The sequence below is a fragment of the Streptomyces europaeiscabiei genome (assembly GCF_001550375.1).
Classification (GTDB): domain Bacteria; phylum Actinomycetota; class Actinomycetes; order Streptomycetales; family Streptomycetaceae; genus Streptomyces; species Streptomyces europaeiscabiei.
Map to the genome: position 1 here is coordinate 1 of NZ_LRTR01000790.1, position 11,758 is coordinate 11,758.

The window sequence follows — 11,758 nt, forward strand, 5'->3', positions numbered from 1 at the left end:
CGCGAGGCCGGGCGGCTGGCCGCGCGGGTGCGGGACCCGGGCGGCGACCCGGTCCTCGCGGGTCTGCTGAGCGACCTGCGGGCGCGCACGGCCGAGTTGGACCGGGTGATCGCTGACGCCGCTCGTACGGAGGAACAGGGATCGGCGCACGCGGCGGCGCTCCACTGGCTGGTAGCCGCCCGCCGGACCGAGGACGACCCTCTGGTCCGTTCCGGTCTGCTCCGTACCGCGACCGCGAGCGAGGCCGCAGGCGACGACACCCGCGTCACGGCCGTCGAGCACCACCGGGCCGTCCATCTCATGTGGCCGGGGGCGCGGGACCGGCCGGAGTCGGTCACCTACCGGGTGCTGCGCTTCCCGGACGGCTCGCCCGGCGACACCGACGAGGTGCGCGCTTCGGTCGAGCGCGGCTCGCCGAACACACGGGAAGGCGGCGACCCGGAGCCCATGCATCACCTCCGGGACTCCGATCCGCCGATCGGGCGGCCCGTGCGGTACGCCGTCGTCCCGCAGCGCCGAGGTGTCGTCGCAGACGTGCCGCTGGTCTCCTCTGTCGTCATGATCACGCCCGAGGTGACGGACCCCGACGTCGCGGTCGTACCCGACGGTGTGCGGCTTCGCTGGCGTGCCGATCCGGCATGCGTGGACGTGGTCGCACGGCGCGCTCTCGCCGACTCCTCACCCGCCCGCTGGGTACCGGTGCCGTGCGATCGGCACGGTCTGCTGGACGTCCCGCTGCCCGCGGGCGAATACCGCTACGAGATCCGCTGCGGCTACCCGGGACCCGACGGCCGGTCCGTGTGGTCCTGGGGCGTTCAGATGTTCGCCCGCGCCGAGGAATGGCCCGATCCGGTGGCGGACCTCTCGGCGCGGCTGGCCGATGAGCACGACCGGGTGACTCTCGCCTGGCGGCCCCCCGCCCGGGGGCGGGCGCTGGTGCTGCCCTGGCGGGGCGGTCCGGTGGCCCCGGGGACGGACGTGTCGACCCGCACGGACCTGACGGTTCCGGACTCCACCACGGACGCGCCACCACCGGTCCTGGAGACGGCCGTGCCCGAAGGGTCGAGGCTGCGGGTGACCTCGGTGAGCGTGCTGGGTGAACGAGCGGTGACCGGCGCCGGGCTGGTCGTCGAGAACCCCGGGAGGGTCCGGGATCTCACGGCGCGCCGAACGGCCGCCGACCGTGCCCGGGTGGCGTTCGCCTGGCCGGACCCGGCCGTACTGGTCCTCGTGACCTGGCAGGGGGACGGACACCGTGACGAGCGGCGGGTGGCCCGTAGCCGCTTCCTCGCCGACGGACACGTGGAGCTCCCGGTCACCGAAGGCGCGTACCGCGTCACGGTGTCCGCGCTGTGCCGCCCCGACGCGTTGGCCGTCCCCGCCGACGACGCGGTCGTGGACCTGGCCCCGATGCCCCCGCCCACGCCGCCTCCCGCTCCGCCCCTGTTCCCGGTGCACGAGCGGTGGGCCCCGTGGCGCCGGTGGTGGGCCTTCCGGCGCTAGTGCCTCCGCGCCCGGTGCCGGAGCCCTCAGGTCCGAACGACCGCCTCGGCTCCGGCGCCGAACTCCACCTGCAGTCCGCTGCGCAGCGCGACGGTCTTGCCGGGGTCGACGTCCACAACGGTGCCGTCGTTCCGGCGGGCCGTCCACCGTGTCCCGCTCCGGTTCGTGAGCCCGAACCGGCCCGGCTGCTTGGGGTGTTCGGTCACCTCACCCACCAGCGCGGTGAAGTCGTGCCGCTCCGGGTCGTCGACCAGGTGGTGGGCGTACAGGCGGGTCTGCGCACCGAGCCGGATGGCGCGGCGGGTGCGCAACGACCCGGTACCGGCCGCCAGTTCGAGCGTGGGCGGCAGGCTCAGCATGTTGCCGCATTTCCAACACGTGGGTGCGGGGCCGTCCGGTTCCGTGAGGTTCTGCCGCCCGCACGCACGGCAGAGGCAGATCGCGTCGAGAACCCGGCCGAGCGCGTCACGCCACTGGGTCTCACGCACCCGCCGGGCGGGCGTCCGCAGACCGTCGGTGAAGGTCTGGACGAACAGATCCCGCAGGATCGGCGGCAACGCTCCCCAGGTGGCGACGACGGTCGGCTGCTCCTGGGGCACCGGCCGGTTGCGGGTGTCGGACGGATCGTAGAGGAAGAGCGGCTCGGAGCCGTACAGCTTCCGTCGGGCTGCCTCGTCCATGCAGCGGATCCGCAACGCCAGTGCACCCTCCAGCGGATGATGATTCATCAGCAGCAGGAAGAGCAGGACGGCGAGTGAATGCAGGTCGCTCTGGATGCACGGCTGGGCGCCGGGGTCACCCCGGACCAGTTCGGGTGCCATGAAGTCCATCGTTCCGGCGACACCCGCCGACTCACCCTCGACGACCGCGTTGTCGTTGTCGCAGACCAGTACGTCTCCGGTGTGCGGGTCGAAGAAGATGTTGCCCCAGTTGATGTCCCGGTAGGCGATTCCCCTGGAGTGCAGCGTGCGGTACGCCTCCACGGTGTGCAGGGCCGCCGTGACCAGGGTGCGGGTGGTGGTGGCGGAGACTTCCGGGTCGCGCCGGAACAGCGCGGGCAGGTCGTGGAAGCGGTCCGGCCGTACGTCCATGAGGTAGCCGAAGCCCGGCAGCTTGCTCTCCGCGTCGACGACGACGGTCTGCGGCCACAGGAAGCGGTCGTCGCCCCAGCCGCGTCCGATGAGGCCTTCGAGGATCTCCCGCTGGCGGCCGTCGGCGAGCTGCGGGTAGTACCACTTCAGGGCACGGTCGCCCTGCGGTGTCAGCACCCGGTAGACCTCGCCCTGGCCGCCGGATCCGAACGGCTCCGCGACCTTGACCTCCTCCCCCTCTTCGGTCACCAGAATCTGGCCGGCGGCGAGCATGCCGTTCACCATGGGGTTCCTCTCGTGGCTTGCGTCGGTGCAGCGTCGTCGAGCTGAGGGGCGGCCGCGAGGGCGCCCACGAGTGTGGTGTCGTCGCCGGAGTACTGGGCGGCGTGCCCCAGCCACGCGGGGAGCCGCTCTCTCACCACGGGTGTGCCGTGCTCGGCGGCGCGGTCCCGTACGCCGGTGGCGAAGTCGAGGAAGCCCTGGTGATCGGTGAAGCTCTTGGACAGCCCGTCGGTGGAGAGGAGCAGGCCCGCGGGGCCCTCACCGGTCAACGGCTGCCAGTGGCAACGGACGCGGCGCCAGGCTTCGGATTCGCACAGGGAATCCGTCTCGTCACCGAGGTCGGGCCCGGTGTAGAGGGGGGTGTGCGCGGTACCCGAGCCGTCGAGGACGACGACGTCCCCGTCGCCCAACTGCCAGCACACCAGGAGACGCCGGGTGAGTACCGCGCCGACGAGGGTGCTGCCGTAGGGGGTGAGGTCGAGGGCCTTGGCCCCGGTTTCCGGCCGCTCGTCGCCGGTGCGTCCGCCGCCGTCCCCGTGGGGCACACCGCCCTGTGCCGGGGAGTTGCAGTCATGGAGTACCGCCCGTCGGTACCAGCGGTGTGCGACCTGCTGGGGAAGCCGCCTGGCCTCCGCCCTGAGTTCGCTGAGCGCGGTCCACCAGAGGGTCTCGTCACCCTGCTGCTCGGCCGCCGCCGCGTGTCGCACCGCACCGTTCGCGAACTCCCCCGCGCACGCGGCGAACTCCTGGACGGCCCAGGCCGCGCCGAGGTCACTGCGGAAGTGCGGGGCCGAGCCGTGTCCGTCGGCCACGGCCAGGACGACGGCGTGCCCGTCGGCCGTGCGCTGTGCGGTGCAGCGGTCCTGGCTGTACTTCTTGCCCATGCCCTTGACGGCGCCTTCGAGCAACTCCCATCGCGAGGGCGCCTCCACGACGCCGTTCACCACACGAGGTCGTCGTCGTTCCCGTCCTTGTCCGTCGGCAGGGGCGGCGGGGCCTGCAGCGGCGTGGTGGCCCCGTTCGCCCTGGGGGTGGAGGCGGCCTTGACCGCCGTCGACATCCAGCGGATGGCGGCGGCGAGCTGGCGCGGGTTCTTGGCATGCAGCGGTTCCAGCTCCGGGTTGGCGAGGAACTCCTTGAGCATGCTCTTGTCGGCGTCGTCGCCGATGGCCAGGGCTACCCGCACCGCACGCTTGCCCCAGGGGGTGTCGTCGATGGCGCGCAGACCGGAGCGCCAGTCGTCCATGGGCTGGCCGTCGGAGACGAGGGCCAGCACCGGAGGCAGGGCGCGCTGAGGCATGGGGGGTGTCTGCAGGGCACCCGCGGCCAGCCGGAAGGCCGCTCCCATGTCGGTGCCTCCGTAGGTGTGGAGGTCCGCCCAGGTGAACTGGTCGACCGGGGTCGGCTCACCGATGTGCCAACTGGCGCCGCTGGCGAAGGAGATGGCCCGGACGAGCAGGGAGGCGCCGGGGTTGGAGCGGGCCGCCTGCTGCATCTCCGGGATGGCCTCGCGGATGGCGAAGTTCAGCTCGGCGATCTTTCCGTTCACTCCCATCGAGCCGGAGCAGTCCAGCAGCCAGATGAAGTGGACGGGTCGGCTGGCCATACTGCCGCCGGGCAGGTCGAAAGTGTCCGTCACGCTGGTCCTCTCCCCCGAGGTCGGGCCGCCCTGCGCCCGGGTGTGCCAAGTGATGCGTCGTCGATCTCGTGCGGGCAAAGCCTAGTTGAGAGTCTGTCAGAAGATCTGAAGTGCTTGATAATTGGGGGGATTCGGGGCGGGTCGCCGTCAAGGTGTGTCGGACCATCAGGTGTACCCCGTGCCCGTGCGTCGGCTGAGCCACCCGTTCCAATCCGCCACCCATCGCCGATTGGCATCGCGGGGCAGGAAGGTCGCGACCTCATTCAGAAACCGGTCGTCCAGCCGGGGCAGCAGAGGGCCGACGACCTCGTCCAGCAGCGCGTCCCCGGTCTTCTCCCAGCCGTTCTCGGTGCCTTCCTGGGAGATCCACCAGATGGCGAACAGGCGAGCGAGACGCTGAGGGGTGAGCGCGTTCGGCGTCAGCACGCCTCCCTGGCGACGGGTCTCGTCGATCACTGCCCGGTGGTAGTGGCGGTGCAGTCCCATGCCGCCGGCGACCAGATAGCGGATGGCGTCAGGGGAGTCGAACAGCCGAACGGGATCTGTGCGCGCGAAGCCCTGGGCGATCAGTTGCTCGATGCCGTCCAGCAGTTTGACGTCCATCGGCCCCGTCTCCTGCTCCAGGACCCGCACCCGCTCCACCGCCGGACCGACGGGCTTTCGGCCGTGGGCCATGTCCTGGGCCAGCGCCAGGAGTTCGGCGATCGCCTGTTCCGAAGGGCCGAGCCGCTTGAAACGCAGGGACGCACGGGCGAAGTCGAAGAGCTCACGGGTGATCTCGCCCGGATGCTTGAGCCAGTGGGTGAGGCGGACCTCCCACCCCGCCTCGACGATCAGGTCGGCGGAACAGACCTGGGTGACCCTGCTCTGCTCCTCGCGAGGGGGCTGGCCGGCCGGCCAGACCAGCTCCCACAGGATCCGCAGGGTCTCCGCGTCCGACACCCGCCCTCCGGGGAGCCGCTCGGCCACCCGCACCAGGAGATCCGCTCCCTGTGGGTAGGGCGGACCGGCGCTCACAGCCGCCACCTCGACGGCCAGCCGTACGACGAGGGGTGCCCCGTCGGCATGGGCACGCAGCCAGGAGCCGTGGTCCGAGGCGGCCAGATCCCCCAGTGCCCGGATCCGGTGTCCCCTGGCTTCCTGCGCGATACGTTCCAGGACCCGTCCGGTGAACACGCCGTGATCCAGCGCTTCGAGCAGCGCGACGGCGTCGGCTCGGGCCTGCCGCTGGTCGGCACTGCTCAGGGCCCTGGCCAGCACGTTCACCGCCCTCTCCACGACCGGTCCACGATCGTCGCCGGAACGCAGCAGGGCGCGCAGCGGCACCTCCCAGGTGTCGAACGGCCGATTGAGAAGCCCGCGCAGCGCCTGCTCGGGCCGCGGCCCGTACTCGGCGCGCAGCGCGCTCCGGGCCTCGCCGTCCAGCGGCAGGTCCGCGCACGTCTCCAGAGTCGGCTCGACGTCGTGCGGACCCGCTCCCCGCAGTCGGCGTCTGGCCAGGGCCAGGGCAAGTGGCTGGGCCGCGTCCCGGCGCCGCCCGCCGATCTCTTCACAGGCCCGGGTGAGTGTCAGGACGGCGTCCTCGGTGTCCAGGGGGTCGTGTTCGGCCACCGCGGCGAGCGCGGCAACGATCTCGCTCAGCACGTCGTCCGGCAGGTCCGCCAGGGCGTCCCAGGACAGGTCGCGCCGCGTCAGGGCCCGGCGGACGAGCGGCAGCAGGGCGAAGGCGTCGGCCACGGACGGGGCCGTCCGGGCGGTCGAGGGGGACGACCCGTCCGGGACGGCGACAGGTGCCTCGCCCCGGGAGGCGTCGTCCCCAGCCGTCCGTGGGAGCAGCCCACGGCACCAGAGCCAGGCTGTCAGCGCGGCCCACGGATCGACGCGGGACGGGCTTCCGGGGCCCCCCAGTCCGTCGTGCACCCGGAAGAGATGGGTACGGGTCAGGTCGTCGCATCGGTCGAAGACCGCCTCGGTCTCCGGCCCGATCCCGAGGATCTGTTGCGGCGCACCGGCCGGGTCCGCGGTGCGGGTGGCGAACGTCAGCGAGCGCGCGTACGCGGTGGGGAGCGAGGCACAGGCCAGCGCGATCCAGCAGGCCACGGTCTCCTGGTCGTGCTCGGCGACGACGATCTGGCGCCCGGCGGGACTCTCGAACAGCCCTCGTACGTCGGTCAGGAAGGGCGACACACGGTCGGCGTGGCGCCGCGCGAACTCCGCCAGCCGCTCCGTGCCCCAGCACCGGTCAGCCACGGCGAACGGATCGTCTTCCTCCGCACCCTCCGTGTACGGCCGCCAGGCGTCGACGGGCCAACGCGGCCAGTCCCGTCCCGGATCGCCGACGGTGTAGCGCGCGTCGATGCGCAGCCCGCTGGCCGTGCCGTCCGGGCAGGCACTGCACAGCAGGTCGCCACCGTCCGGGTGGGGCAGTCTGGTGTAGCTGAGCGCGGGCCCGGTCACCGGCGATGCGGGGTGTGCGGCGGTGATGACGTGCTCCAGCAGGTCCTCCGGCACGCCGTCGGGAACGACGGTGACGGGACTGAGCCGGTCGGCACCCGTGGCGGGATCCCGGTGGAGGAGGTAGCTGAGTTCGCGCATGACCATGCCCCGATTCTGGCGATCCGCACCGGAGCACCGCAGGCGGTCGCCCAATTCCATGGCCGTGTTTCCCGACCGGTCGACGTCTCTCAGGAACCGCTCACCGCCCGCCCCACCACCGCCCGCAGGGCGGCTGTCTCCTGCAGGCTGTGTGTGCCTGTCTCGGTCGCGTGCCACCGGGCGGGAGCCGGACCGGCACGTCGAGGAGGACGTGGGAGGCGGGGCCGGTCGAGCGGGCCACGACGCGGTCGCCGACGTAGACGCTCTCGTCGATGTCGTGGGCGACGAAGACGATGGTGGTGGAGGTGCGGTGGACCTGCAGGAGGAGGTCCTCGCGGGTCTGGGCACCGAGGAAGCCGAAGGGCTCGTCCGCGGTTGACCCGACGTGATGCACGCGAGGTGACGATTGACAGAGCGTGATGACAATCGTCGCGCATGCCGTTCTCGGCTGTCAGGCCCTGACCTGGATCAGGGCTCTGGTGCCGCTCGTGCGCCAGCGTTGCCCCTCGGCGGCCACCAGGGCGGCCTCCCTCTCGGCGGAAAGGCCCGTGATCACGTCGGACTTGAGGGTGCGCAGGGCGGCGACCGGGCCCGGGAAGTAGGAGGTGACCTCGGTGAACGGGGTGGTGGGGGGCCAGAGGTGGTCGCCCACCAGGCGGCGGTAGTTGAGGTCGCCCTTCATCAGGGTCAGGTCGGCGGAGGCGAAGTCGTCGCGCAGGTCGGGGGGCATCTCCGCGTAGGGCAGGGGGGCGCAGGAGAAGGGGTGGGCCCGTAGGGTCAGGCGGCCTTCGGAGAGGGCGGCGTACAGGCGGTTCCCCGCGTCGGTCCTGGCCGACACCAGGTGCCGTACCGCGTCGAGGGTGTCGGCGGTGGTGGCGTCCGAGACGAAGTACGGGTACGGCTTCAGGTGCAGGACGGCACGGTCGAAGTGGCCGTGGGTGAGGAGGTGGTCGATGAGGAGGAGGTCGGGGAGCAGTTCGCGGCCCGCGTTGTCGGCGACCAGGCAGAGGGTGCGGTCGGTGGAGGCTGTTGTTCTGTTCGTCAGGAGTGACAGCAGCGACTCGGTGTCGTCCACCACCAGTTGGGACGAGTCGGCGGCTCCGCTGCCCTCCGCCGTCTGGATGCGGAAGCCGAGATCCGCCCGGTTGCCCCAGAGGGAGCCGTGGAGGAGTGCCTTGAGCTGATCCGGGAGGGGAAGTCGCGACAGGGGGCCGAGGGCCGTGAGTTCGGCGGCTGCCTCGGGGGTGTCCAGTTCGGCGAGTTTGAAGGGGCGGAACGGGTCGACGCCCTGCCAGGGGCCGGGGCCGAAGTAGCCCACCGCACGCAGGAGTTGGCGGTAGAAGCAGCTCTCGGCGGCGAGGAAGGGGAGGGAGAACCAGGACCGGCCGGCGTAACGGCGTGCGTTCCAGGTGTCCCACCAGTCGTCGTCGGCCGGTGGGGTGAGCACGCCCTCGATCCCGTTGTGCAGCAACTCGTCCAGGGCGCGGCGCTGTTCGGGGCCGTAGGGCGTGGCGTCCCGGACCTTGCGGATGAGGGCGGGGTGCCGTTCGGCGAGGACGCTGTGCGGGAAGGAGGCCGGGTCGTCGCTGCGGATGACGGGGGCGTCAGGCATGGCCGTGGGTTCCTTCCGGGGCGGCGGGGCCGGTGGGTGTCCGGGGCGGGAGTTCCACCTGCCTCAGCTGCTCGTCGAGGTGCTTGCCGAAGCCCGCCTCGGTCCACACGAACTTCCTGAACTGGTCCGTCGTCAGCGGGCCCGGCCACGGGCTGCCGGTGGGGTAGAACACGGACTCGCAGGAGGCGCAGTGGTGGGCGGGGTTCCAGAGGTCCTCGGCTCGGGGCTTGCCCGCCGTGACCGTGGTGCGTTCGCGGGACTCGCCGCGGATCACCCAGAGGGTGCCGGCGAAGAGGAGGACGGCGAGGACCGAGCCGCCGATCGTGAACAGGCGTTTGTCTTCCTGGACGCCGTGTTGGGCGAGGCCCGCGCAGACGCCGGCCATGGCCATGCCTTCCAGGAAGTGCACGAAGCTGTCGAACCTCGACTCCACGCCCGGGGCCTTCGCGAGCCGGTCGGACAGCCCGGAGCGCGGGGAGTCGGGATCGGCGCAGGCGTCGGGAACCGTGCGCACCGCCGGACCCGAAGCCCCGCAGCGGGGGCAGACCACCATGACCGGAGCCTTGCCGGGTTCCCCGCCCGGCCCCTCGGCCGGTTCCCCGCTCGGTCCCCCGGCCCGCCCGTCGGCCGGCCCGGTCACCTCGAACTTCTCTGTCGACATACGCATACGCTAACGCCCGGCGTACATGCGCCGGCGGCCGGCCGATGCCCGCTCGCATCGGTCGGCCGCCGGCATTGGGGGGGTGGCGGTCATTCGGTCCGGCCGTTCGGCCGGGAGGGTTCGGCCCGGGGGCCGAGGATCAGAAGGTCAGCTTCCAGTTGTTGAGGCGGCCCGTGTCCGAGGCCGCGACGTCCTGGACGCGGAGCTTCCAGGTGCCGTTGGCGACCTCGCTGGACGCGTTCACCGAGTAGGTGGTGACCAGGTTGTCGGCCGAGTCCGAGCTGGAGGCCTTGAGACGGTAGGTGGAGCCGTCGGGGGCCACCAGGTCCAGGACCAGGTCACCGCGGTAGGTGTGGGTGATGTCCACGCCGACCTGGAGGGTCGAGGGCGCGTTGCCGGTGAGGCCGGTGACGGGGATCGAGGACTCGATCGCCGCGCCGTTGTCCGGGATGGAGACGGCCGTGGTGCTGGTGAAGGTGGTGCCCCCCGTGGAGCCTCCGGTCACCGCCTGCACCGTCTTGGCCGCGTCGGCGAGGCCGGCGCCGCAGCCGCCGGAGCACGTACCCGGCAGAGCGCGCGAGTTGGTCTTGATCGCGGACTCGATCTGGGCCGGGGTCAGCGCGGAGTTCGCCGACTTCACCAGCGCTGCGAGGCCCGCGATGTGGGGGGCGGCCATGCTGGTGCCCTGGTAGTAGGCGTACGACTCCGAGGTGGGCGTCTTCGTGCCCGCGTTCAGCGTGGACAGGATGCCGCCCGACTCGGCGGTGCGGGTCTCGCCGCCGGGGGCCGCGATGTCGACGACCGAGCCGAAGTTGGAGTAGGACGAACGGGAGCCGGCGCGGTTGGTGGCCGCCACCGAGATCACGTTGTTGCAGCTGGCCGGTGAGTAGTTGGCCGCGTTGGCGTTGCTGTTGCCCGCCGCGACGACGACCGTGGTGCCGCGGTTGACGGCGGCGGTGATCGCGCTCTGGGTCGCGGTGGTGCAGGCGCCGCCACCGCCGAGGCTCATGTTGATGACCTTGGCGACGTTGGTGTTGGCCGGCACGCCGGAGACGGTGCCGCCGGACGCCCAGGTGATCGCGTCGATGATGTCGGAGTCGTAGCCGCCGCACTTGCCGAGCACGCGCACCGGGGAGATCTTCGCGCCGTACGCGATGCCCGCGATGCCCTTGCTGTTGTTGGTGGCCGCGGCGATGGTGCCCGCGACGTGCGTGCCGTGCCAGGAGGAGTCGCTGGCCGGGACGCCGGTGCCGCACTCGGTGGCGTTGTTCCAGTCGCCCGGGTCGGCCGGGTTGCTGTCACGGCCGTTGCCGTCGACGGAGACCGCGGTGTCGGCGATGAAGTCGTAGCCGCCGACGATGTTCGCGGCGAGGTCCGAGTGGGCGACGTAACCGGTGTCGATGACGGCGACCGTCACTCCGGTGCCGGTGACCTTGTCCCAGGCGCCCGGCACGTTCATGCCCGCGGTGGCCTCGGAGAGGTCCCACTGCTTGCTGTACTCGGTGTCGTTCGGCGTGGCCATCGCCTTGTTCAGGCGGTCCGGGGCGACGTAGGCGACCTGCGGGTCGGCCTGGTACTCGGCGATGACGTCGGCGACATCCGCCTTGGTGAGGTCCTCGCCCAGGTCGACGAGGGCCGCGCCGCTGCCCAGTCGGCGCTGGAAGTCGAGGCTCTCGCCGGCCTCCTTGCCCTTGGCCGTGGCGTCGGCGTCGGCGGCCTTGTTCGACGTGGCCTCGGCGGCGCCGGACTTGTACCCGACGATCAGGCGCTCGGCGGTGGTACCGGGCGTGGCCTCGGTGGCACCGGCGACGGCAGGCGCGGCGTCGGCCTTGGCGGACGGGGCCTGGGCGAAGGCGACCGAGGAGGTCATGCCCGCCACCACGGCGACGGAGACCGCGGCGACGGATATGAGCTTCCGTCCGGAGGTACGGGAGGTGGAGGTACGCAAGGGCTTCGCCTTTCGTGGCCTGCTCATGTCAGGGGAGGAGCGGCAGTGAAACGCTTCTTCATCGAAGCGGCGGGGGGTCCAGAAAGGGATGGCGCGAAGGCCGACCAGGCGCGAGCCTTGCCACCAGGGGTTACCTATGGTTCGGCTGTGCGATGACATTAGGCAAAGCCCAGGTCATGGGGATACGGGGAAAACCCTCGACCCCCGGGGAACTCCCCTATGCCACCCGGCAGTCGGGCCCCGATGTGCCGCTTCGCCGGGTTTGCCGGGGCTCGCCCGCCGCTCGGCGCATGGCCGGATCCGACCGGTCGAACAGGGTCGCGCTGTTGAACGCGGCACCCCCGGGTCCCGTACGACACGGTGGACCGCCAGCCCTCGACCCCCATGGATCGGACGTACCGGATGTACCGCTTGTCCGCCCGCCGCA

At 71.8% G+C, this 11,758-nt stretch carries 9 protein-coding genes; 1 reads left to right on the forward strand and 8 read right to left on the reverse strand.

Features of this window, described 5'->3' with window-relative positions; genetic code table 11:
• A partial coding sequence (locus tag AWZ10_RS38790) for a hypothetical protein (protein WP_208618629.1) occupies positions 1-1,503 on the forward strand: 1,503 nt, incomplete at its 5' end.
• A gap of 26 nt (positions 1,504-1,529) precedes the next feature.
• Here AWZ10_RS38790 and AWZ10_RS38795 read toward each other — a convergent pair.
• The 8 genes from AWZ10_RS38795 to AWZ10_RS38830 form a co-directional block, all read right to left on the reverse strand.
• On the reverse strand, positions 1,530-2,879 hold the full coding sequence (locus AWZ10_RS38795) for a serine/threonine protein kinase (RefSeq protein ID WP_208618630.1): 1,350 nt from the start codon (positions 2,877-2,879) through the stop codon (positions 1,530-1,532).
• A complete protein-coding gene (locus AWZ10_RS38800; RefSeq protein WP_159015045.1) occupies positions 2,873-3,820 on the reverse strand; it encodes a protein phosphatase 2C domain-containing protein in 948 nt (315 codons plus the stop codon). Before AWZ10_RS38800 ends, AWZ10_RS38795 begins: the two co-directional genes overlap by 7 nt.
• The gene (locus AWZ10_RS38805) at positions 3,817-4,482 is read right to left on the reverse strand and encodes a vWA domain-containing protein (protein ID WP_046704608.1); all 666 of its coding nucleotides are present in this window, start codon (positions 4,480-4,482) and stop codon (positions 3,817-3,819) included. Before AWZ10_RS38805 ends, AWZ10_RS38800 begins: the two co-directional genes overlap by 4 nt.
• Before the next feature lie 198 nt (positions 4,483-4,680).
• Positions 4,681-7,116, reverse strand: coding sequence for a GTPase-associated protein 1-related protein (locus AWZ10_RS38810; protein ID WP_060893378.1), 2,436 nt, complete (start codon positions 7,114-7,116; stop codon positions 4,681-4,683).
• Between the two features lie 94 nt (positions 7,117-7,210).
• Complete coding sequence (locus tag AWZ10_RS50915) at positions 7,211-7,504, reverse strand: hypothetical protein (protein ID WP_046704595.1); 294 nt, start codon at positions 7,502-7,504, stop codon at positions 7,211-7,213.
• 57 nt (positions 7,505-7,561) lie between these two features.
• On the reverse strand, positions 7,562-8,722 hold the full coding sequence (locus AWZ10_RS38820) for a damage-control phosphatase ARMT1 family protein (RefSeq protein WP_046704596.1): 1,161 nt from the start codon (positions 8,720-8,722) through the stop codon (positions 7,562-7,564).
• The gene (locus AWZ10_RS38825; protein ID WP_244172698.1) at positions 8,715-9,383 is read right to left on the reverse strand and encodes a hypothetical protein; all 669 of its coding nucleotides are present in this window, start codon (positions 9,381-9,383) and stop codon (positions 8,715-8,717) included. The genes AWZ10_RS38820 and AWZ10_RS38825 overlap by 8 nt, the downstream gene beginning before the upstream one ends.
• 139 nt (positions 9,384-9,522) lie before the next feature.
• The gene (locus tag AWZ10_RS38830; RefSeq protein ID WP_060893379.1) at positions 9,523-11,331 is read right to left on the reverse strand and encodes a S8 family peptidase; all 1,809 of its coding nucleotides are present in this window, start codon (positions 11,329-11,331) and stop codon (positions 9,523-9,525) included.
• Between the last annotated feature and the right edge of the window lie 427 nt (positions 11,332-11,758).

Excerpts from the sequence above, each read along its gene's own strand:
- AWZ10_RS38805 (WP_046704608.1), bottom strand. The coding sequence starts at position 4,482 with ATGGCCAGCCGACCCGTCCACTTCATCTGGCTGCTGGACTGCTCCGGC.
- AWZ10_RS38795 (WP_208618630.1), bottom strand. The coding sequence starts at position 2,879 with ATGGTGAACGGCATGCTCGCCGCCGGCCAGATTCTGGTGACCGAAGAG.
- AWZ10_RS38820 (WP_046704596.1), bottom strand. The coding sequence starts at position 8,722 with ATGCCTGACGCCCCCGTCATCCGCAGCGACGACCCGGCCTCCTTCCCG.
- AWZ10_RS38810 (WP_060893378.1), bottom strand. The coding sequence starts at position 7,116 with ATGGTCATGCGCGAACTCAGCTACCTCCTCCACCGGGATCCCGCCACG.
- AWZ10_RS38825 (WP_244172698.1), bottom strand. The coding sequence starts at position 9,383 with ATGTCGACAGAGAAGTTCGAGGTGACCGGGCCGGCCGACGGGCGGGCC.